Origin of the sequence: Acinetobacter sp. YH01004, assembly GCF_013420455.1 — a bacterium.
GTDB classification, from domain to species: Bacteria; Pseudomonadota; Gammaproteobacteria; order Pseudomonadales; family Moraxellaceae; genus Acinetobacter; species Acinetobacter towneri.
This window is the reverse complement of record NZ_VOXZ01000022.1, coordinates 16,764-38,102: the sequence shown is the minus strand read 5'-3', so window position 1 is coordinate 38,102 and position 21,339 is coordinate 16,764. Positions and strand designations below refer to the sequence as shown.

Annotated in this window: 20 protein-coding genes and 4 tRNA genes; 9 read left to right on the top strand and 15 right to left on the bottom strand. The window is 42.3% G+C overall.

Annotated features, from left to right (window positions below; genetic code table 11):
- Positions 1-300: 300 nt before the first annotated feature.
- Genes FTT71_RS12475 through FTT71_RS12465 form a run of 3 tightly spaced genes read left to right on the top strand, consistent with a single transcriptional unit; the run spans position 301 to position 2,505 of the window.
- A complete protein-coding gene (locus FTT71_RS12475; protein ID WP_096902398.1) occupies positions 301-804 on the top strand; it encodes a YfiR family protein in 504 nt (167 codons plus the stop codon).
- Positions 801-2,036 carry a diguanylate cyclase domain-containing protein gene (locus tag FTT71_RS12470; protein ID WP_154321032.1) on the top strand — a complete coding sequence of 412 codons (1,236 nt, stop codon included), beginning with the start codon at positions 801-803 and terminating at the stop codon, positions 2,034-2,036. The genes FTT71_RS12475 and FTT71_RS12470 overlap by 4 nt, the downstream gene beginning before the upstream one ends.
- Positions 2,029-2,505: an OmpA family protein gene (locus tag FTT71_RS12465; protein WP_154321033.1), complete on the top strand. Its 477-nt coding sequence runs from the start codon at positions 2,029-2,031 to the stop codon at positions 2,503-2,505. The genes FTT71_RS12470 and FTT71_RS12465 overlap by 8 nt, the downstream gene beginning before the upstream one ends.
- Positions 2,506-2,695: 190 nt before the next feature.
- Here FTT71_RS12465 and FTT71_RS12460 read toward each other — a convergent pair.
- From FTT71_RS12460 to secA, 8 genes are all read right to left on the bottom strand, one after another.
- Positions 2,696-2,772: transfer RNA gene (locus tag FTT71_RS12460), tRNA-Pro, on the bottom strand.
- 4 nt (positions 2,773-2,776) lie between these two features.
- Positions 2,777-2,852, bottom strand: a tRNA-His gene (locus FTT71_RS12455).
- A 38-nt stretch (positions 2,853-2,890) separates the two neighbouring features.
- Positions 2,891-2,967 (bottom strand) — tRNA-Arg (locus FTT71_RS12450).
- A 46-nt stretch (positions 2,968-3,013) separates the two neighbouring features.
- A tRNA-Pro gene (locus FTT71_RS12445) sits at positions 3,014-3,090 on the bottom strand.
- A 153-nt stretch (positions 3,091-3,243) separates the two neighbouring features.
- Entirely contained in the window at positions 3,244-4,311 is a 1,068-nt protein-coding gene (gene nadA / locus FTT71_RS12440) for a quinolinate synthase NadA (protein WP_026438463.1), read from the bottom strand.
- A gap of 150 nt (positions 4,312-4,461) precedes the next feature.
- A complete protein-coding gene (gene argJ / locus FTT71_RS12435; protein WP_180044508.1) occupies positions 4,462-5,682 on the bottom strand; it encodes a bifunctional glutamate N-acetyltransferase/amino-acid acetyltransferase ArgJ in 1,221 nt (406 codons plus the stop codon).
- A 195-nt stretch (positions 5,683-5,877) separates the two neighbouring features.
- The gene (locus tag FTT71_RS12430) at positions 5,878-6,234 is read right to left on the bottom strand and encodes a hypothetical protein (protein ID WP_026438462.1); all 357 of its coding nucleotides are present in this window, start codon (positions 6,232-6,234) and stop codon (positions 5,878-5,880) included.
- Positions 6,235-6,396: 162 nt separating this feature from the next.
- A complete protein-coding gene (gene secA, locus FTT71_RS12425; RefSeq protein ID WP_180161006.1) occupies positions 6,397-9,111 on the bottom strand; it encodes a preprotein translocase subunit SecA in 2,715 nt (904 codons plus the stop codon).
- A gap of 338 nt (positions 9,112-9,449) precedes the next feature.
- On the opposite strand from secA, the gene FTT71_RS12420 reads away from it, so the two are divergent.
- A complete protein-coding gene (locus tag FTT71_RS12420; protein ID WP_167845787.1) occupies positions 9,450-10,091 on the top strand; it encodes a peroxiredoxin in 642 nt (213 codons plus the stop codon).
- Between the two features lie 143 nt (positions 10,092-10,234).
- Here FTT71_RS12420 and FTT71_RS12415 read toward each other — a convergent pair whose 3' ends face one another.
- The 5 genes from FTT71_RS12415 to FTT71_RS12395 all read right to left on the bottom strand — a co-directional run bounded on the left by FTT71_RS12415 (position 10,235) and on the right by FTT71_RS12395 (position 15,719).
- Positions 10,235-11,281, bottom strand: a complete 1,047-nt coding sequence (locus FTT71_RS12415) for an SPOR domain-containing protein (RefSeq protein ID WP_373685414.1) — start codon at positions 11,279-11,281, stop codon at positions 10,235-10,237.
- The gene (gene folC / locus FTT71_RS12410) at positions 11,272-12,555 is read right to left on the bottom strand and encodes a bifunctional tetrahydrofolate synthase/dihydrofolate synthase (protein ID WP_167845785.1); all 1,284 of its coding nucleotides are present in this window, start codon (positions 12,553-12,555) and stop codon (positions 11,272-11,274) included. The genes FTT71_RS12415 and folC overlap by 10 nt, the downstream gene beginning before the upstream one ends.
- A complete protein-coding gene (accD, locus tag FTT71_RS12405; protein WP_004976262.1) occupies positions 12,552-13,448 on the bottom strand; it encodes an acetyl-CoA carboxylase, carboxyltransferase subunit beta in 897 nt (298 codons plus the stop codon). Before accD ends, folC begins: the two co-directional genes overlap by 4 nt.
- Positions 13,445-14,248 (bottom strand): tryptophan synthase subunit alpha, encoded by an 804-nt coding sequence (trpA, locus tag FTT71_RS12400; RefSeq protein WP_004976260.1) that lies wholly within the window; start codon positions 14,246-14,248, stop codon positions 13,445-13,447. Before trpA ends, accD begins: the two co-directional genes overlap by 4 nt.
- Before the next feature lie 406 nt (positions 14,249-14,654).
- The gene (locus tag FTT71_RS12395) at positions 14,655-15,719 is read right to left on the bottom strand and encodes an AraC family transcriptional regulator (protein WP_131261958.1); all 1,065 of its coding nucleotides are present in this window, start codon (positions 15,717-15,719) and stop codon (positions 14,655-14,657) included.
- Positions 15,720-15,851: 132 nt separating this feature from the next.
- Here FTT71_RS12395 and FTT71_RS12390 point away from each other — a divergent pair, with 132 nt between their 5' ends.
- Positions 15,852-16,727, top strand: a complete 876-nt coding sequence (locus FTT71_RS12390) for a metal-dependent hydrolase (RefSeq protein ID WP_131261957.1) — start codon at positions 15,852-15,854, stop codon at positions 16,725-16,727.
- 210 nt (positions 16,728-16,937) lie between these two features.
- Here the strand turns inward: FTT71_RS12390 and orn are convergent, their stop codons facing one another.
- Complete coding sequence (orn, locus tag FTT71_RS12385) at positions 16,938-17,495, bottom strand: oligoribonuclease (RefSeq protein ID WP_004976254.1); 558 nt, start codon at positions 17,493-17,495, stop codon at positions 16,938-16,940.
- A 124-nt stretch (positions 17,496-17,619) separates the two neighbouring features.
- Here orn and rsgA point away from each other — a divergent pair, with 124 nt between their 5' ends.
- The 4 genes from rsgA (at position 17,620) to secB (ending at position 19,961) form a co-directional block, all read left to right on the top strand.
- Complete coding sequence (gene rsgA, locus FTT71_RS12380; RefSeq protein ID WP_180061265.1) at positions 17,620-18,678, top strand: small ribosomal subunit biogenesis GTPase RsgA; 1,059 nt, start codon at positions 17,620-17,622, stop codon at positions 18,676-18,678.
- Between the two features lie 94 nt (positions 18,679-18,772).
- On the top strand, positions 18,773-19,180 hold the full coding sequence (locus FTT71_RS12375) for a rhodanese-like domain-containing protein (RefSeq protein ID WP_004976250.1): 408 nt from the start codon (positions 18,773-18,775) through the stop codon (positions 19,178-19,180).
- A 33-nt stretch (positions 19,181-19,213) separates the two neighbouring features.
- Complete coding sequence (gene grxC / locus FTT71_RS12370; protein ID WP_004976247.1) at positions 19,214-19,468, top strand: glutaredoxin 3; 255 nt, start codon at positions 19,214-19,216, stop codon at positions 19,466-19,468.
- A gap of 34 nt (positions 19,469-19,502) precedes the next feature.
- Positions 19,503-19,961, top strand: coding sequence for a protein-export chaperone SecB (gene secB, locus FTT71_RS12365; protein WP_004976246.1), 459 nt, complete (start codon positions 19,503-19,505; stop codon positions 19,959-19,961).
- 77 nt (positions 19,962-20,038) lie between these two features.
- On the opposite strand, the gene coaBC is transcribed toward secB, so the two are convergent.
- Entirely contained in the window at positions 20,039-21,313 is a 1,275-nt protein-coding gene (gene coaBC, locus FTT71_RS12360) for a bifunctional phosphopantothenoylcysteine decarboxylase/phosphopantothenate--cysteine ligase CoaBC (protein WP_167845783.1), read from the bottom strand.
- Between the last annotated feature and the right edge of the window lie 26 nt (positions 21,314-21,339).

The following is a 21,339-nucleotide window of genomic DNA, read 5'->3' as shown; positions in this document are numbered from 1 at the left end:
AGTGTCAACTGGTAATTTAAATTATTTTAAACTTTCTTTCTAAAACCCAACTCAATCATTCTTAACCAAGTCATTGTTTTATCAGAAGTTTTAATCTTCATCACCGCCGATGGATGTGCATTATAGGTGAAATATTTCGCCTTGCAACCCCTCTTTTTAAGTTTTATGAGTTTTTTAGTCCGAACGGTTATTTATTCGGCAAAATCATTTAGATCTGTATTATTCTTGCTCAAAATTAGCAGTATGCTTATTTTCCAATATTAGCTACACTACTTTTATGTTCATTCGTGTTGTATTGAAATGACTCAAAATTTAAAAATAATAACCTTGCTGTCATTTGTAGCAATGCAAACACCTATTTTGTATGCTGCACCTGCATCAAATCTTTATAACACTACATTCTCCATTTTAGCGTATGCAAAATGGCAAGCTAGCACGCCCAAACTTTGTGTTGTAAATCAAGATAATATTGCACAACAATTCAAAAAACATGCCCCATTACATAATAAATATGACATTCAACCCATTCAAAGCCATGAAATATCTAAAAGTAATTGTCAAATATTAATTTTTTCTACGCTTTCTGCTGCACAAGAACAACATACCTTAAATACTCAAGTTCGATTTCCAGCCCTATCTATTAGTTTAAACAATCTGGAATGTGAAACTGGCAGCGCTTTTTGTCTTTATAAAAAAAATGATAACTATGCTTTTAAAGTCAACATGGAAAGCTTGACTCAATCTCAAGTGCATATTGATCCGCGTGTATTACTGCTTGCAAAAACATCGGAGTCAAACTCATGAAGCAGTTATACACTCCAATTACCTTGCATCAATTATTCACACGCGCACAACTCACTATCTTTGCTCTGACTTTTACAATTTGTTCAATGATTTTTCTGGTCATTTCAACCTACACCATGAACACCTTCGCAAAAAATAGTTTGCAAAGTTTATCTGCAGCATTAAATGAACGCATTCAGCCTGCAGTGGTTTTTAATGATCAAATGACGCTCAACAAAATTCTCTCTGAACATACGCAGCGTTATTCTATTCGTTCAATTGAAGTACGCTCACCTAAACAGACACGTATTGCCTTTATTGAACAGCAAGGTCTAGAGCATTTTTCAATTCAGGCTTTATTGGACTATCTGTTTTTTAATCATCCTGTTCGGCTGAGTATTGACCATGATCAGCAAAACTATGGCGAACTGGTGGTGTATGGAAACTCTAGTGACTTGGTTAGTTTCTTTTATAAAATCGTTTTAGGTTTAATTTTCGGTTTTATTTTGCTTTTAATTGCTGTGTTTTGGTCAATTAATTCAATTTATCAATATCTCATGCAATCTTTAAGTTCTATTGTCAGCTCGGCACAGGAGATCAGTGCACAAAAAAATTATAAGCTGCACGTTTCAAGTTCAGATATTCAAGAACTTCATGAACTGAGTTATGCCTTTAATGGCTTACTCAATGAAATTGAACAATCCCATAAAAATTTATTGGTCGAAAATCATAAACTGCAATTTCAGTCACAATACGACAATTTAACGCAGCTACCAAATCGTAATTATTTTTATGAAACACTGTTTAAGCTATTTACCCAGCCTTCTGCTACGGCCGCAGTATTTTTTTTAGATATTAATAACTTTAACCAAATCAATAACCAATTTGGGCATTTGACTGGCGATAATATCTTGCGTGATTCATCGCATTGTCTAATTCAGATTTTGCCCTCACATGCGTTTGTTGCGCGTTTAGGTGGCGATGAATTTGCAATAATCTTAACTGGCTCACACTCCACTTCAGAATTAGAGGGTTATTGTCAAAAGATTCATGCGTGCTATGGCTCTACATTTAGGTATGAACAGCAACAAGTTTCCCTAAATGTCAGTATTGGCGTAGCATTGATTGAATATGCCAAAACTCCTGAAAATTTAATTGCCGATGTCGATCGCGCAATGCTCAAAGCCAAACGTGATCAATCAAAATGGTATATTTCACCTCAATCAAACAATAAACAGGTTCCTTATGCTTAAAAAAGTTCTGATCGGTACACTTATTTTTGTTATGGTTTCACTCAGTGCTTGCATGAGTTTAGGGAATGTCAGCTATAAGCAGGCACGCATGCTAAAACAAGAAGGTTTTATTTTAAGTGATGATGGCTGGACTTTAGCCCTGCCTGAACGCTTGTTATTTGGTTTTGATGAATACGCCATTCAAAACAACCAAAAAGAACGCCTGAACCAATTGGCACAACAGCTGCATAAATATGACTTGGATAAACTCAAGTTTATTGGTCACACAGATAACCTAGGCTTAGCCAGCTACAATCAAACCCTTTCTGAAAAACGCGCCCAAAATGTGGCTCAGGTTTTTTTAGATCAAGGTTTTGAAAGAAAAAATATTCAGGTGATTGGGCGCGGTGCAACACAACCAATGGTAAGCAATGACACACCAGCAAATCGTGCCACCAACCGACGCGTCAATGTGACGATTGTGCCTTAATAAAAAAGACACTAAAACTTTCTTATTTTTAGCCTCATTCTTGAGGCTTTTTTATGCCGACCAATAACTAATATGAAGCCAATTTTAAACCTAACAAGGCTTTCACAAATTTCAGGCATAAAAAAACCGCTTAACGCGGTATCTTTATTGACTTGACCATTTATACTTAGCATCTGTTCTATTTAGAAAATGGTCGGAGCAGTAGGATTCGAACCTACGACCCCCTGGTCCCAAACCAGGTGCACTACCAGGCTGTGCTATGCTCCGAAATTGGGGTGAATGACGGGATTCGAACCCGCGACAACTGGAATCACAATCCAGGGCTCTACCAACTGAGCTACATCCACCATCATGTTTGGTTCTTTTATACCAAGCTACCAAAAAATGGCGCGCCTGACAGGATTCGAACCTGTGACCATCCGCTTAGAAGGCGGATGCTCTATCCAACTGAGCTACAGGCGCATGACCGATGATACATAATATCATGCGATACGTTGCCTTGAAGAATTGGTCGGAGCAGTAGGATTCGAACCTACGACCCCCTGGTCCCAAACCAGGTGCACTACCAGGCTGTGCTATGCTCCGATTCATCTCAGCTTTTTGTGTATCGCACATCGTGCGGTACGGTGTGCATTCTAGGCGCGACGCCCGAAGACGTCAACACCTATATTTAAAAAAAATTAAAAAAAAGCTTCAACCGTATATTTATCAAGCATTTTTGATATTTTTCAATCAATTTTAGCGTTTTAAGCTCGCACTGAAATTCAACATACGATCTAGTGGTAATTTAGCACGTTCTGCCATGGCAGGTTCAACGAATACTTCTTGATCACCTGTTTGCAATACATGCAAAATTCCATCCAATTCATTCATCGCCATCCACGGGCAGTGTGCGCATGAACGACAGGTTGCACCCTCACCTGCAGTTGGTGCTTCAATTAGAATTTTATTTGGTACAGCTTGCTGCATCTTGTAGAAAATACCGCGGTCTGTTGCCACAATTAAACGCTCGTGTGGCAAAGTTTTTGCCGCTTGAATAAGTTGCGAGGTACTGCCCACCGCATCAGCTACATCAACAACTGATTCTGGTGATTCTGGATGCACCAAAACTGCTGCATCCGGATACATGGCTTTCATATTGGCTATACCGCGTGAACGGAATTCTTCATGCACAATACACGAACCATCCCAAAGCAGCATATCTGCGCCAGTTTTCTTTTGAATATAGCGTCCTAAGTGCTGATCTGGCGCCCAAATGATTTTTTCACCTAAGCTATCGAGATGTTCAATAATTTCAACCGCACAGCTTGAGGTAACGACCCAATCTGCACGCGCTTTTACCGCAGCGGACGTGTTGGCATAAACCACGACTGTATGATCAGGATGCGCATCACAGAAGCGGCTAAACTCATCGACAGGACAACCTAAGTCTAGCGAACAAGTCGCTTCTAAAGTTGGCATAAGAATGGTTTTTTCTGGCGATAAAATTTTGGCAGTTTCGCCCATAAATTTTACACCAGCTACGACCAACGTGGTTGCCGCATGATCACGACCAAAACGTGCCATTTCCAGTGAATCCGAAACACAGCCACCTGTTAATTCAGCCAGTTCCTGTACTTCAGGATCGCAGTAATAATGGGCAACCAAGACAGCATTGTGCTTTTCGAGTTCTGCTTTAATTTGCGCAAATTTTTCCTGCTTGGCTTGCTCACTCAAATGATGTTCTTTGGTTTCACCCAAGCGATCTAAATGCGCCTGCACAATTGATTTGGCTTCATTGGCAATTAAATTGGTCGCATCATTCATAACAACGTCTTCTCTATCTTCATGCTTGCCCGAACACAAGCTTACTCAAGTCACTGATGATATGGGGGCAATTTACTCATTCACCAGCCCTTTGCCGATTGAATGCTAAAAAAGCCTCACAACGGAGGCTTTATCACTCAATTTGAATTTTTACGAACGGTAATCCGCGTTGATCTTGACATAATCGTAAGACAAGTCACAAGTATAGACTGTATCTGTCGCTTGACCACGTCCTAAATTTACACGAATGGTCATTTCGGTTTGTGCCATGACTCGCGCGCCCGCTGCTTCGGTATAGTCGGCAGCAGCACCGCCATCTTTGCAAATTTGCACATCATCCAACCAAACCTGAATTTTTTCAACGTCTAAATTTGGCACGCCTGCATAACCAATTGCAGCAAGAATACGCCCCCAGTTTGGATCTGAGGCAAAAATGGCCGTTTTTACCAATGGTGAATGTGCAATGCTGTACGCAATATCACAACATTCTTGGGTATTGTCACCATCTTCAACACGTACCGTAATGAATTTTGTTGCACCTTCACCATCACGGATAATCAGTTGAGCCAAACGCAACATCACACGATTCAAAACATCTAATACCACAGCATAACGCGGGTCATTTTCGCTGCAAATTTCAGTGCCACCCGTCTGACCAGTCGCCACCAAGATACATGAATCATTGGTCGAGGTATCGCCATCTACAGTAATACGGTTAAACGATTGTTCTACGCTGTGTTTGAGTAATTGCTGCAAGATGTCACGTTGAATTGGTGCATCGGTTGCAACATAGCTAAGCATGGTCGCCATATTTGGGCGAATCATACCTGCACCTTTAGAAATGCCTGTCATGCTATAAGTAATACCATCTAACTCAAACTGCTCAGATGCACCTTTTGGCGTGGTATCTGTGGTCATAATACCTGTCGCAGCATCATGCCAAGCATCCTCACGTAACGATGCCAGCGCAGGCGCTAAACCAGCAACCAAGCGCTCAATCGGCAATTGCTCACCAATCACACCTGTAGAAAATGGCAAAACTTCTTGGGTAGATACACCTGCCAATTCAGCCAATTTGGCACAGGTGATTTCTGCATTTTGCATACCCAATTTGCCTGTACCCGCATTGGCATTACCTGTATTAATGACCAAATAACGCGGATTGCCTTGAGCTAAATGTGCTTTGGACACATGCACAGGCGCAGCGCAAAATGCGTTTTGAGTAAATACGCCCACTACATTTGAGCCTGCTGCAAATTCAAAAATAACCAGGTCACGTCGGTTCTGATAACGCACATAAGCCTCTGCTGAACCAATTTTTACACCTTTGACCACATGCATGTGTGGCATAGAGACGTCACCAACTGCCATTTTGAAATTTCCAGTACAAATTTGAGAATGTCACAGCTTAGTGGAAATTGAAGAAAAAATCGAGCATCCTCCCTGCTTGACTCAACTTTTGTTAATACACAAGGTCATATATAAAAAACCAGCCCGTATGGACTGGTTTTAATCTTCAATGTAATGCATCAGCAACTAAAATTATACTGATTGAGCCTATTTGGATTATGGCGTAGTCGCAACCACGGTTTCACCCAATAAAGCCTGTTTTGCACGTTCTTGACTTGCTGCAGATAAAGCAGGATTTGCAGCCACAATACGATTTACATTGGCAGCATTCGCAGGTGCAATCGCTGCAGTATGCAACACGATTGGACGCTGATCTGGATTGGCAAAGGTATAACGAATACCTGTGCGTGGGCTTGCCACAGTCACGTGACCATTATCCACTTGTACCTGTGCAGTGGTCGCACCCACAGCAGCTTGAACTTTTGCAGGAGTTGTCGTTGTTGCCGCATTTGCAAATGCGAAAGTAGGCAAGCTCAAGGCAACAATCATTAAAGGTTGTAATACTTTTTTCATTTTTTGTTCCACACGTGGATATTGCATGTGCAACTAAATAGCATTTAATTCCAAAATCTGCAAATGCTATACACATCTTGCAAAACTATTACCACAAAGATTTTGCGCCCCAAAATACAAAAAGCAGAACCAAAGTTCTGCTTAAGTTGTAACAAGTCAGGTTTAGATTTTACCGTGACACTGTTTATATTTCAGTCCTGAACCACATGGGCATGGCGAGTTACGGCTCGCAGGCGCAACAACAGTTTGCTCAGCAGCACTATACTGTGGTTCTGATTCAAAGGTTTCGCCCGTTAAACCGTCTACATCAGCATGTGAAAGATTAAGCTGCATCGCTTCTGCTTGCGCTTGCTGTTGAGCTTCCATCGCTGCCAATTCTTCAGGTGTTGGGACATGCACACGCGAAAGATCGGTCACGACATCGGCTTTAATCACGCCCAACATATTCACAAACAAGTTAAAGGCTTCTTTTTTGTACTCTTGCTCAGGGTTCTTTTGTGCATAACCACGTAAATGAATCCCTTGACGCAAATAGTCCATAGCCGCCAAATGATCTTTCCAGTGACGATCAAGTGAACTGAGCATAAAGTGGCGTTCTAGCATCGCAGCAGATTCATCACCCATTTGCTGACGACGTGCACGGTAACGTGTCACAATTTCATCGGCAATACGTTCAACCAAAGCTTCTTCATCTAGGCGACGATCATCTTCGAGCCATTGGTTAATTGGTAATTCGATGCCCAAATCATCACGCAAGGCACGCTCTAAACCTTCAATATCCCATTGATCATGAATCGATTCTGGTGGAATATAATTGGCGATCATACCTGTGACCACTTCACGGTGCATTTCTTCAATATAGTCTTGCAGCGTGCTTTCTGCCAGAATATCATCACGCTGTGAATAAATGATCTTACGTTGTTCGTTGTTTACGTCATCGTATTTCAACAAGTTTTTACGGATGTCGAAGTTACGTGCCTCAACTTTACGCTGTGCATTTTCGATAGAGCGTGACACCATTTTGTGTTCAATCGCTTCATCTTCCTGCAAGCCCATAGCACGCATCATTGCTACAACACGATCACCTGCGAAAATACGCATTAAGTCATCTTCAAGTGACAAATAGAAACGTGACACGCCTGGGTCACCCTGACGACCTGCACGACCACGCAACTGGTTGTCAATACGGCGCGATTCGTGACGTTCTGAACCAATAATGTGTAAGCCACCTGAACTTAACACCATGTCGTGATTTTGTTCCCACTCTGCCTTTAAACGCGCTTCATCTTCAGGGGTTGGGTTTTCAATTTTGGCTAGCAGGGCTTTCCAGTTACCACCTAGCAAAATATCTGTACCACGGCCTGCCATGTTCGTGGCAATAGTCACCGCACGTGGTGAGCCTGCTTGCGCAATAATGTCAGCTTCGCGTTCGTGTTGCTTCGCGTTCAATACTTCGTGCTGAATACCCGCTTCACGCAGTTTATCCGATAAAATTTCTGAAGCTTCAATGGTCGCTGTACCAATCAGAATTGGTGCGACACCTGCTTCATGCACACGTTGAATTTCTTGAATAATCGCGTTGTATTTGCCTGTACGGTTTAAATAAATTAAATCGTTTTGGTCGTTACGAATCATTGGTCGGTGGGTTGGAATGATGACGACATCTAGACCATAAATTTCTTTCATTTCTGCAGCTTCAGTGTCTGCAGTACCCGTCATTCCTGACAGTTTTTTGTATAAACGGAAATAGTTCTGGAAGGTTGTGGTCGCTAAAGTCTGGTTTTCAGGCTGAATTTCCAGACCTTCTTTGGCTTCTACCGCTTGGTGCAGACCTTCTGACCAACGGCGACCAGGCATGGTACGACCTGTGTTTTCATCGACAATAATTACTTCACCATCATGGATGATGTAGTGCACGTTACGTTGATACAGGAAGTGCGCACGAATAGCTGCAGATACGTGATGCACCAAATTTAGGTTAGATGCAGAATACAGACTTTCTCCTTCTGCCAATAAACCCATTTGAATTAATTCATTTTCTACCGTTTCATAACCAATTTCGGTCATTTCTACAGTGCGTTGTTTTTCATCAATCCAGAAGTGTCCGCCATCTGCTACTTTTTCTTCTTTTTGCGCATGCAATTTTGGCGGAATGGTGTTGATTGCCGCATATAACTGCGATGAGTCATCGCTTTGACCAGAAATGATTAATGGTGTACGTGCTTCATCAATTAAGATCGAATCGACTTCGTCAATAATGGCATACGTCAGGCCACGCTGTTTTTTCTCACTCAGTGAGAACACCATGTTGTCACGCAAGTAGTCGAAACCAAATTCGTTATTGGTACCGTAAGTAATGTCTGCACGATAAGCCTGTGCTTTTTCAGTCGGGTCTTGCATGGAGTAGATAATGCCAATGCTTAAACCTAAAAACTCAAATAAAGGGCGGTTGAGTTCGGCATCACGCTGTGCCAAGTAGTCGTTCACAGTAATGACGTGCACGCCCTGACCGCTTAAAGCATTTAAATAACAGGCCAAAGTTCCCATTAGGGTTTTACCTTCACCTGTACGCATTTCTGCAATTTTACCTTCATGCAAGGTAATACCACCAATCAACTGCACGTCATAGTGACGCATGCTCATGACACGTTTGGCGGCTTCACGACATACTGCAAATGCTTCTGGTAATAATTTATCTAAACTTTCGCCTTTGTTATAACGTTGTTTGAATTCTTCGGTTTTTGCAGATAAGTCTGCATCGCTTAAGGCAGATATCGTCGGCTCGAGCGCATTAATCTTGTCTACGATTTTACACATGCGTTTGAGTTCGCGCTCATTTTTAGTACCGAAGATTCCTCCGATCAGACTTGCCAACATGAATAAACTCTCTAAATCTTGCTTGTCAAATAAATAGGTTTTTCTTAGTGGTTATTATGGTGCTAGAAATTTGAAGTACAAGGGTTTTGCACAAAAACCTATTAAAAATTCCAATCTCTACTTGCCATTTCTCGCTGCTAAGTAGCAGTTAATGTAACAAATTTCGAGCGGACGATATATAGCAATCACACATCAATCTATTTTGAAAATGCAATAAAAATGACACACCATATTCAAATTATTCATAAGCACATACAAAAACACTATTTAATTCTGCAAAAGGAATGGCGCATAGTAGTACGCATACATCACACAACAAAACAAGACAGAGGTACACAATGACTATTCGCTTAGGTGACATCGCACCCAACTTCACACAAGATTCAAATGAAGGCCCAATTGATTTTTATGAATTTTTAGGTGACAGCTGGGGCATTCTATTTTCGCATCCTGCCGATTACACACCTGTCTGCACCACCGAGCTAGGCTATACCGCAAAACTGAAAGATGAATTCAGCAAGCGCAATGTCAAAGCGATTGCACTTTCTGTAGATGATGCTGAATCTCATAAAGGCTGGATTCAAGATATTAACGAAACTCAAGATACAACGGTTAATTTCCCAATTCTTGCTGACCAAGATCGTAAAGTGTCTACCCTGTACGATTTTATTCACCCGAATGCCAGCGAAACTCTGACTGTTCGCTCATTAATCATTATTGATCCAAATAAAAAAGTACGCTTGATCATTACTTATCCTGCTTCTACAGGACGTAATTTCCACGAAATTTTACGTGTGATTGATTCACTACAACTGACTGACAATTACAAAGTTGCAACGCCTGCCAACTGGCAAGATGGTGAAGATGTGGTGATCGTGCCTTCCATTCAGGATGAAGCGGAACTTAAAGAACGCTTCCCAAGTGGATATAAAGCCATCAAGCCTTATTTGCGTTTGACCAAACAACCGAACCGCACTTAATTAAGTGTTACATGAGCAAGCCTATCTTCGGATAGGCTTTTTACAATCAAAGCATTTGAAACACGCCTAAATTCAATCAGCATTAAAAAAGGATTTAACCCAAAAGATTAAATCCTTTTTAATAAACATTTTGATCGAATGATCTAGTCACGTTTATCTAACGGTACCCAGTCAATCACCCATGCAGATTTCATATTCAAACTTGGGTCTGCGGTAATTTTCTTGCGGGTTGCATCTGCAGCATCACGGTCTTTAGATGGCCCAACCATAATCCGAACCCCTTTAGACGTTGGACTTTGGGTGACTTTATAACCTTTGGCTTTCAGTTTTGCCGCCAAAGCATCGGCATTGGCTTGGTTAGCAGCCAAAGCCACTTGTACCATCCACTGCTTATCGCCTTCTTCCAATAACTTACGTGCTTTTTCAGCTTCAGCCTTTTTCTTGGCAGCTTCTTCAGCTTTGCGTTTTTCCTCAGCTTTACGTTTTTCTTCGGCAGCCTTACGTTCTGCTTCTTTTTTCGCTTCTGCTGCTTTGCGCTCTTGTTCAGCTTTACGTTTTGCATCGGCTTGGCGTTGTTCTTCCGCTTTGCGCTTCTCTTCTGCAATACGTTTTTCTTCCGCTAAACGCTTTTCATCTGCTGCTTTTTTCTCTGCAGCACTACGCTCTTGCGCGGCTTTTAACTCAGCAGCTTTCTTGGCATCCGTTGCCTTTTGCTGCTCTAACTTCTTTTGCTGGGCAGCTTTTTCTTCAGCCAAACGCTTTTGCTTGGCTTGTTCATCTTCGACCAATTCCGGTGGAATATTGTCAGAACTTTGCTGCTGACCAGAACGCAATGCATTTAAGGCAGCATATTCTTCTGCAGCTTTACGCGCTGCTTCAGCTTCTGCCTGTTGTTGCATCGCTAAAAACTCAGCTGCACGTGCTTCTTGCTCCGCTACTGCTTTTTCACGCGCACGGCGCTGCTCTTCAAGCAGACGCTGCTCGGTTTGCACATCGACAGTTAAAGGTTGCAATTGCACCATTTCTGCCTGATTGGCATTTTTATGTTGAACTTGTTCGGCTTGGCTTGGGGTTTTCACATTATTTTGATGTATTTCTTCTTGCCCTTTTAAAAGCAATGCTGCCAATAAAACACCACCACCTAATAAAACAACGCCACCCATCCAGCGCTGTTTGTTATTCATTGACATTCTTCCAAATACTCCCATACCGCTTCTAAGGTATGAAATGATCCACATACCAAAATCAGCTGATTATTTTTTGTTTCATCCAGTGCTGATTTAAAAGCCAATTGTATACTGTCGAAGTGTTGTATTGTTTCGCCTTGCAAAGCCTGATCCAAAACCGTGATCTCCGCCGCACGAGGCACATTTAATGTGGCAATTTTCCACATTACGACACTATCTTTCAATAACTCAACCACAGAATTTATATCTTTATCTGCAAGCATTGAAAAAACACTGACCACTTCAGTGTACTGTTTATTGTAATTTAAGAAATTGCGCAATTGCTTTAACAAAAATTCAACGCCATGCGGGTTATGTCCTGCATCAAAAATCACGGTTTTGCCCTGAATTTGACGAATTTCAAAACGTCCCGCCAATTTGGCCGTTTGAATACCTTGTGCAATTGCGTCTTGGGTGATTTCTAAACCACTGTGCAAGACTGCTGCCACAGCCGTTGAAATATTATCGAGGGCTAAACTGCCTGTTGGAAGTTTTAAGGTACAACCCGATGCAGCAAACATCCATGACTGACCATCTTGCATATCCCGATAAAAATAATCACGATTCAAGACAAACAAAGGTGCATTGCAGGTTGCTGCTTTGTCGTGAATAGCTTGAGGCAAATCTTGCTGACCTGCAAAAATGACAGGAATGTTAGGACGAATAATGCCTGCTTTTTCATAGGCAATTTTTTCGATGCTATCGCCTAACCAATCGACATGATCTAAACCGATATTGGTAATAACCGCCACATCAGGATTGACGACATTGACCACATCTAAGCGTCCACCTAAACCGACTTCAAGCACCCATACATCGCAATCACGTGCTTTAAAAATCACAAAGGCTGCCAAAGTCGTGGCCTCAAAAAAAGATAAACTCAGATCGCAATCACGTCGTGCTTGATCGACTTGCACAAAAGCATCAATCAAACTTTGGTCATCGATTTCGACGCCTGCTAATTTGACTCGTTCATTAAAACGGTAAATATGTGGCGATTGGTACAACCCAACCCGATAGCCCTGCGCATTTAAAATAGCCGCTAAAGTGGTTGTGGTTGAGCCTTTGCCATTGGTTCCCGCAACCGTAATGACTTTAGCTTTAGGATGGGTTACACCCAATTTTTCTGCAACGGGAATGACCCGTTCCAAACCTAAATCAATACCCGTAACGTGAACATGGCTCCAATAATTGAGCCATGTGTTTAAATCATCGGTTGCAAGAGGTGCTGTGTTCAAGGCAAGTTCATCAGTTTCGCAAGAATACGATAAACTGTATCACGTAATGCATGACGATGGACAATTTGATCGACCACACCATGATCAAGTAAGTATTCTGCACGTTGGAACGGTTCTTCCAGTTTTTCACGTACAGTTTGCTCAATGACACGTTTACCCGCAAAACCAATCATCGCTTTAGGTTCTGCAATGTGCACATCACCCAGCATCGCCAATGATGCAGTTACACCACCATATACAGGATGTGTTAATACTACGATGTAAGGTAAGCCTGCTTCTTTCATACGTTGAATTGCTGCAGAAGTACGCGCCATTTGCATTAATGACAACATGCCTTCTTGCATACGCGCACCGCCCGATGCTGCGAAGCAAATTAACGGTTGTTTTTGCTGAATCGCACGTTCAGCAGCTTGCACAAAACGGTCACCCACTACGGTACCCATTGAGCCGCCCATAAAATCAAACTCAAATGCACAAGCAATGACTGGCATATCTTTTAATAAGCCCTGCATCACCACTAAAGCTTCGGTTTCACCCGTTTTCTTTTGCGCTTCAGTCATACGCTCAGGATAAGCTTTGCTGTCTACAAATTTGAGTGGGTCTTTGGCAGAGAATTCTTGACCTAATTCGTTTTGCACTTGGTCAAAGAACCAAGTTAAACGCTCACGCGCTTTCATACGTAAATGTTCATCACATTGTGGGCATACATAAGCGTTGAACGACATTGCCGTACGTGTCACCAAGGCATGACATTCTGGACATTCAATCGTTGGTTCAGTAAAGATCGCTTTTAACGCTTGTTGCTCATCTGGTGTTTCAATACCAGGTACACCACGTGCAGTCCACGGCGTCGATGGGCTTAGAATTTTCCCTGTTTTCACTTCTTGACTCATACTAACTCATCGAGCGCAGCTCGAAGCTCCTTCACTTTATTAACCGTTGCAATGACGGCTTGTTCTGGTGCTAAGCTCGCAAATTGTTTTACAAAAGCACTTCCGACAATGACTGCGTCGGCAGCCGCGCCCATTGCTTTGGCAGATGCAGCATCACTGATGCCAAAACCCACACCCACAGGCACGTTGGTTACAGCTTTAATCTGTTGGATGCGGGTTGCTGCTTCTGCAACATCAAGTGTTGCTGCACCCGTCACGCCTTTCAAAGAAACATAATAAATAAAGCCACTGGCTTGGTTTGCAACAAATTGAATACGCTCTGGTGTAGAAGTTGGCGCTAACAAGAAAATTTGATTCATCCCATATTTATTCAGGACTTCATCAAATTCTTGGGCTTCTTCAGGTGGTAAATCGACCAGAAGAACACCATCGACACCACAGTCATGTGCATATTCAACAAACTTTTCATAACCAATGACTTCTACAGGGTTTAAATATCCCATCAATACCACAGGAGTTTCCTGATCTTTTTGACGGAACTCTTTGACCATGTTTAAAGCATCTAGCGTATTGGTTCCACCTGCCAACGCTCGCTCTGCAGCGAGGGCAATTACTGGACCATCAGCCATTGGGTCTGAAAACGGCAAACCTAATTCAACGACATCTACCCCTGCCTCGACCATTTGATGTAACAACGGAACTGTGACTTCTGGATGAGGGTCACCTGCCATAACATAAGAAACCAAGGCCTTACGCTGTTGAGATTCAAGCTGTGCAAATCGTGTGGCTAAACGTGACATAGGGTTGTATTTTCCTTGAATGATTAAAACTGAGACATTTGCTATTGTAGAAATACAAATTGACCCATTGTAACGCTATTTTTTACTCAATGAATAGCGCACAGGCATGAGTTGCTGCATTTCTGTTTGCAAAACGATTTATTCAGAACAACCGCGAGGCTACATTTACTGATATTTGCGCTTTTTTCTCAATGATCAAAGATGCCTAATTTTGCCTGCTTATCGGTTTTTGAAACTTGCTCAATCGTGCTTTTAAATTTAAAAATATTGATAAAAATAAACAACTTCAGGTTTTATCTTAGGCTTTATCAACCTTGCAAAAGCTGATTCGGTCATGGCTACACACAGCTTATTTTCAATCTCTTAGCGCGAAATCACCTGTTGATAATGAGCCAATCCATACTATTTATGGCGTATTTTGCTGTAGAGAAAGTGCATCCTCAGCTTGCTGCAACTGCTGTTTACGTTTTAGCAAGGTCTGTCCTGTACAGGCTTTATAGGCACGCGCCAAAGCCGATTGGTCTGAATAACCCAACAACTGTGCAATATCGCTTAGGCTCACATTTTGTCGCAGTAAGTTTTCACAGCGCTGCATCCGTTCTATTTCAAGAATCTGTTTAAAACCCGTACCTTCCTGTTTAAGCTGACGCTGTAACGTACGCCCTGAACGAAATAAACGCTGCGCCACCCATTCAATGCTCGGCACTTGCTGTTCATAACGTAAATAATGCGCCACCTGCTCTTGGACTTGCTGCTGCACGGTTTCTAATTGTGGTTTTAACGCAATCGCATCTTCAGCTTGTTTGGTGAGTAAATGAATTAAAGAGGGATCGGCTTGCTGTGGTTTTAAACTGAGGCTTTCTAAATTTAAAACAATTTGATATTCCGCTTGCTTAAATAAAACCTTACAACCATAAAACTTTTCATAATGCAGCATCGCCATACGCGGTGCATGGGCAAAATGAATCTCCCGTATCGGAGAGTGTTGAAAATCAAAAATTTGCATGGCCAATTGAGTCATACAAGCAAAAGTCATTTCATGAACCAAGCTGTATTTTTCATCCACCAATGGCCATGATAAATATAAAGCATCTGATTGTTGTTCCAGTCGCATTGGTACGGCTGCCGTACCATCCACCACCAAGCGACTAAAACGCATCATATATTGAATGGCTTCTGCAACACTGTTACTACGCGATGCCATATAGCCAAGCACGCCAAAATGTTCAGGCTGAATATAACGTGCCAATTCAAAAACGAGCGTTGGACAATCTAAAAACTGAATACTGTGTTGGATGATCTCGTTAAAAAACTGATAGGACGATTGGGTATCCATGGGCAATGCCAACACATGCTGTAACTGCTGCAATTGTGCAGGCGAAAATCCAAGCTGCTCAGGAACTCTGCCCTGTGCAGATAAATAGCGTAACCAAAGTTGATAATAACCATTCGGAATTTGAATTTCGCTCATGTGCTTGCTCATTTTGACATGCATCATTTTCTTTTGTCGCTTAATGTATAAAAACTGGCAAATACTGTCAAAACAAATCTGCCAAAGCCCGACATAATGCAAACAGGATTGACCAGAGTGAAATAAAATAAAATGAATGCACTTGTCCAATATCATGCTGCGCCCATAGTACGCAGCAATCTCGATTTTAAATTAGCCGATGTGCCGCGTTACTGGTTTGCAGGTGACCCGTTTTTAACCCGCATGTTTGATGCTTTGAGCCTGACTTTTCCTGATGGCGAGCGTTATTTCATTCAATCGGTACGTTTGTTCCGTGATCAAATTCAAGACCCTGACTTAAAACAGCGTGTTGCCGATTTTATTCGACAAGAAGCTCAGCACGGCATTGCACACGACAAAATGAATCAGGTCATGAAAGATCAAGGCATGCCTGTAGATCAGTTTATTCAGCGTCTAAACAAAGTGTTTAAGTTTGAACTGAAATATCGCTCGCCCCAATACAACATCGCCATGACAGCAGCTGCGGAACATTTAACCGCACTTATGGCAGAAACTTTTTATGGCGAAAAAGACACGCTGCAAGATGCACATCCTTATGTCCGTGCTTTATTTGCATGGCATGCGATTGAAGAAATGGAACATCGTGATGTGGCGTTTGATGTGATGCAACAGGTGGGCAATGTGCCTGAAGTGACTCGAAAAATGGCGTTGGTGCTGACCACAGGTTTAATGTTCGGATTTACCCTGTACCGCGCCAATGTCATGCTGAGATGCGATGGGTTTAATCGTACCCAGCGCCTTAAAATGAATGTACGTGGCTTGCAATGGCTGTTTGGCAAACAAGGGAAATTACGCAAAATGCAATCACAATATCGTGATTGGTTTAAACCTGACTTTCACCCTAGCCAACATCCAATCATCGCGCAATATGATGTCTGGCTTGAGACTTTGGCGCAAACAGGCGACCCAATTCAGGCAGGTGAAGCATTTTGGCAGGCAGGAAAATAAAGCTTTTGGTTTTGCTTGGCTTTTAACCAATGAACACCTAAGCATTGCTTAGCTTTATACAAACTTGCCTCTAATATCTTTATATAAAGTAAGGCATAAGGCAATGCTGAGTCATATCTTATTATTTCTTATTTATGAGTGACCAACACAGTTTAAGCGTAAGAGATCGCTGTTACTGTTACAGCTCCATCTCCTACGCAGAAAAAGGTTTTAGTCCTGATTCATAATAAAAAAGTATTGGCGATAATATTTCAGCTCAGCAATCGAATCACGAATATCATCCATCGCCAAATGCGACGCATTCTTTTTCAAACCGCTCATAATTTCTGGACGCCAGCGCTTTGCCAACTCTTTCACTGATGAAACATCCAAATTACGATAATGGAAGTACTGTTCCAATTCAGGCATTAAACGGTGTAAAAAACGGCGGTCTTGGCAAATTGAGTTGCCACACATTGGCGATGTTTTAGGATTAACCCATTTTTTCAGAAACTCAATAGTTTGCTGTTCTGCATCCTGCGCAGTGAGTTTGCTGCGACGCACACGCTCAATTAAGCCCGATTGTCCATGCTGACGTGTATTCCACTCATCCATGGCATTTAAAATACGATCAGGTTGATGCACAGCCAGCACAGGACCTTCTGCCAAAATATTTAAATGATCATCGGTCACAATGGTAGCCACTTCAATAATTTGGTCGTTATCGGTATCTAAACCTGTCATTTCCAAATCAATCCAAATGAGGCGAGTATCAGGCGTGCTGCTCATAAATGTGCAATCTTATTCGGCTTAAAAACAACATAGTAGCAAATTTCTTGCTTCTTGGCTGTAACTGTGCCCCCGCTTCATGCTATTTTTGCCATCCTGAGTTCATGGTTTTTTTAGGATATGAATGGCTTTAATTCGTAAGCGTCGATTGACTGAACAACAGCAACGTCGAATTGAAAAACAACACAAGTCACGTCAGGCAGACATTGACACTTCACATAATTTAGAAGGCTTGGTGGTACAACACTATGGTCGTCAATTAGAAGTGCAGGCTTTATCTGTTCCTGAAATTCATCCTGAAAAACCTGTGGTGCACGCAGGTGAGCCTGAACCGTTTTGGAAACCTATCGAAATAGGCAGCATTTGGCGTTGTCATACTCGCACCAATTTAGAATTATTGGTGACGGGAGATCGGGTCAAATGGCAAGCCGATCCGAATACAGGTTTAGGGATTATTACCGCGATTCATCCACGCCAATCTTTATTGACCCGACCTGATCGTTATCACAAAGTTAAACCTGTTGCCGCCAATATCAGTTTGATTGTGATTGTTTTTGCGCCTTTGCCTGAACCTGCACCGGGCTTGATTGACCGCTATTTGGTTGCTTGTGCCGATGCCGATATTCCCGCCTTATTGGTCTTAAACAAATCTGATTTGCTCAAAGAAAACGACCCGATTTTAGACTTGCTTAAGGAATATCAAGACTTGGGGTATGAAGTCATGCAAACCCAGTCCGATGCGAATTTAGAGCATTTGGCGGCACGTTTGGCAGGTGAAACGGTGGCTTTTGTTGGACAATCGGGTGTGGGGAAAAGCTCGCTGATTAATGCCATCGTGCCTGAAGCGGCGCAAAAGACCAATATCATTTCAGAAAACTCAGCACTTGGACAACACACCACAACCTCTACCCGCTTAATTGGCTTTGGAGATGGTGCAGCCTTAATTGACTCACCGGGGATTCGTGAATTTGGTTTATGGCACTTAAGCCAAGATAAAATTCAAAATGGTTTTCCTGAAATTGAAAACCTGCTGGGGCATTGCCAATTCCGCAACTGTACCCATAAACATGAAAAGCAATGTGCGCTGCGACTGGCTGCTGCAGAAGGTGAAATATTATCGCGTCGTTTAGACAGTTATTTAAGACTGTGTGATGAAATTGCCGAAGCGCAACAAAAAAATTAATTTTATTATGGCGCTGCCCTTGAAGCGGTGTTTTTGATCGCCATATTTATACGCTATACTCTTGAACAATTTTGACATTGTAATTAGGTGACTTGTGGAACGTTGGTTCGAATTTATGGGGAATCATCCCTTCTTATTTGGGACGCTGGCTGTATTAGTAGTGTTGTTCTTTGTGTTAGAAGGTCAACGCAATGGTCGCAAAATTTCCCCACAATCTTTGGGTATTTTAGTCAAAGCTAAAAATGCCATGTTGATTGATTTACGTGATGCCAAAGATTTTCGTGAAGGTCATATCAGTGGTAGCCGCAATATTCCCTATAGCCAAATTACCAAGCATGTTGAAGAGTTAAAAACCTCAGATCGTCCATTGGTCTTTATCTGTAACTTGGGTCAGGTTGCAGGCAGTGCTTTACAACAGGTCGCACATACCGATGCCTATCGTTTAGATGGCGGTATTAGCAACTGGAAAGCACAAGGTTTACCTTTAGTAAAAAGCAAATAGTTTTACCCAATATTTTTCGCAAGGAGAACAATCATGGCTGAAGTCACTATTTATTCAACGACTGTATGTCCATACTGCATTCGTGCAAAACAACTCCTTGAGCGTAAAGGCGTTGCCTATAAAGAAATTAATTTGTCGAATGAAGCGCCTGAAGTACGTGTTGAATTAATGCAACGTACCAATCATCGTACCGTTCCACAAATTTTCATCAATGACCAATTTATTGGCGGCTTTGACCAATTATATGCGTTAGATCGCGAAGGCAAGCTCGATCAATTATTGGCATAAACATAACACGATAACCAACTCTTAAGGATTTAACATGAGTGAAGAACAACAAGCTCAACCACAATTGGCATTAGAGCGTATTTATACCAAAGACATTTCTTTTGAAGTTCCTGGGGCACAAGTATTTACCAAAGAATGGCAGCCTGAATTGAACATCAACCTGTCATCTTCTGCAGAAAAAATTGATCCAACCCACTTTGAAGTAGCATTAAAAGTTGTGGTTCAAGCCAACAACGCGGGCGATACTGCATTTATTGTTGATGTTACCCAAGCTGGTATTTTCCTGATTGATGGCGTTGAAGAAGAGCGTTTACCGTACATTCTTGGCGCATACTGCCCGAACATTTTGTTCCCATTCTTGCGTGAAGCAGTGAATGATATGGTTACCAAAGGCAGCTTCCCACAATTATTGTTAACGCCAATCAACTTCGATGCCGAGTTTGAAGCCAATATGCAACGTGCTCAAGCCGCTGCAGCTGAAGGTCAAGCTTAATTCGCGATTGGATATAAAAAAACCGCTGAAATTTCAGCGGTTTTTTATGTCATCCGTTTGCTGATGGACGATCAAAATTAAAAATCATCATCCTGAGATGGATCTCGATACAAGGCATCATGAATCGCTTCGACCAATTGCTGCGCAATTTCCTGTTTCGAGGCTTTTTCCAAATCGCGTTTTTCCATACGGTAGCTTTCGGCAAAAAATACCGTCATGGCATTTTCATCGGAAGCAAAACCAATATCGGCACGGGAAACGTCATTGCAGGCAATCATATCCAGTTTTTTCGCCACCAACTTGCCTGCTGCATACTCTTCTACATTGCGGGTTTCTGCAGCAAAGCCAACCATAAACGGACGTTTTTCCTGTTGCGCAATGGTCGCAACAATATCAGGGTTTTTGACCAACGCCACATTCAGCTCATCGCCTAATTTTTTAATTTTGTGTTCCGCAATTTCTGCCACGCGGTAATCTGCCACCGCGGCTGTAGCGATGAAAATATCACAGCCTTGTTCAAGCATCTGCAAACTGGTATCTAGCATTTGAATTGCAGAAGACACATTAATTCGCTGTACCCCATTTGGCGTATCTAAACTAACTGGGCCTGCAATAAGCGTGACTTTTGCCCCTGCTGCATAACAGGCTGCAGCCAAAGAAAAACCCATTTTGCCTGTACTATGGTTAGAAATATAACGCACAGGGTCTAAAGCTTCGCGGGTTGGGCCTGCTGTAATGGTGACATTTTTGCCTGCCAACATGCCAAATTTTTCCACCAAAGCACGCTGTGCCTGATGAAAATACTGCGTCACCTGATGCGCCAAATCTTCAGGTTCTGGCATACGCCCTAAACCAACATCTCCACAGGCTTGTTCGCCCGCATCGGGCATAATTACATGCACGCCATCTTCCACCAAAGTGGTTAAGTTACGCTGTGTGGCTTTGGCTGCCCACATTTGCTGATTCATGGCAGGTGCAACCCAAACTGGTGCAGTGGTGGCTAAATATAAAGTACTGAGCAAATCATCGGCCAGACCTGCAGCAAATTTGGCTAAGGTGTCGCAACTGGCGGGCGCAACCAAAATTAAATCGGCCCACCGTGCCAATTCAATATGCCCCATGCCTGCTTCGGCTTCGGTATCTAATAATTCGGTATGTACAGGATTGCCCGACAATGCTTGAAAGGTCAGCGGTGTAATAAAAGCTTGTGCCCCTCTGGTCATGACCACGCGAACACTAAACCCTGCATCCTTTAAACGACGCACTAAAATCGCACTTTTATAGGCCGCAATGCCGCCTGTCACAGCTAAAATAATGTTTTTATGAGGGAGGACGCTTAAATCGAAGCTCACAAATAAGCCACCTTTTTGTTGCAGTG

Excerpts from the sequence above, each read along its gene's own strand:
- orn (WP_004976254.1), bottom strand. The coding sequence starts at position 17,495 with ATGAGCAGCACGCCTGATACTCGCCTCATTTGGATTGATTTGGAAATG.
- accD (WP_004976262.1), bottom strand. The coding sequence starts at position 13,448 with ATGAGTCAAGAAGTGAAAACAGGGAAAATTCTAAGCCCATCGACGCCG.
- FTT71_RS12420 (WP_167845787.1), top strand. The coding sequence starts at position 9,450 with ATGACTATTCGCTTAGGTGACATCGCACCCAACTTCACACAAGATTCA.
- FTT71_RS12470 (WP_154321032.1), top strand. The coding sequence starts at position 801 with ATGAAGCAGTTATACACTCCAATTACCTTGCATCAATTATTCACACGC.
- FTT71_RS12415 (WP_373685414.1), bottom strand. The coding sequence starts at position 11,281 with ATGTCAATGAATAACAAACAGCGCTGGATGGGTGGCGTTGTTTTATTA.
- FTT71_RS12475 (WP_096902398.1), top strand. The coding sequence starts at position 301 with ATGACTCAAAATTTAAAAATAATAACCTTGCTGTCATTTGTAGCAATG.
- rsgA (WP_180061265.1), top strand. The coding sequence starts at position 17,620 with ATGGCTTTAATTCGTAAGCGTCGATTGACTGAACAACAGCAACGTCGA.
- argJ (WP_180044508.1), bottom strand. The coding sequence starts at position 5,682 with ATGGCAGTTGGTGACGTCTCTATGCCACACATGCATGTGGTCAAAGGT.
- FTT71_RS12390 (WP_131261957.1), top strand. The coding sequence starts at position 15,852 with ATGAATGCACTTGTCCAATATCATGCTGCGCCCATAGTACGCAGCAAT.
- grxC (WP_004976247.1), top strand. The coding sequence starts at position 19,214 with ATGGCTGAAGTCACTATTTATTCAACGACTGTATGTCCATACTGCATT.
- FTT71_RS12430 (WP_026438462.1), bottom strand. The coding sequence starts at position 6,234 with ATGAAAAAAGTATTACAACCTTTAATGATTGTTGCCTTGAGCTTGCCT.
- secB (WP_004976246.1), top strand. The coding sequence starts at position 19,503 with ATGAGTGAAGAACAACAAGCTCAACCACAATTGGCATTAGAGCGTATT.
- nadA (WP_026438463.1), bottom strand. The coding sequence starts at position 4,311 with ATGAATGATGCGACCAATTTAATTGCCAATGAAGCCAAATCAATTGTG.
- secA (WP_180161006.1), bottom strand. The coding sequence starts at position 9,111 with ATGTTGGCAAGTCTGATCGGAGGAATCTTCGGTACTAAAAATGAGCGC.
- trpA (WP_004976260.1), bottom strand. The coding sequence starts at position 14,248 with ATGTCACGTTTAGCCACACGATTTGCACAGCTTGAATCTCAACAGCGT.
- FTT71_RS12465 (WP_154321033.1), top strand. The coding sequence starts at position 2,029 with ATGCTTAAAAAAGTTCTGATCGGTACACTTATTTTTGTTATGGTTTCA.
- FTT71_RS12395 (WP_131261958.1), bottom strand. The coding sequence starts at position 15,719 with ATGAGCGAAATTCAAATTCCGAATGGTTATTATCAACTTTGGTTACGC.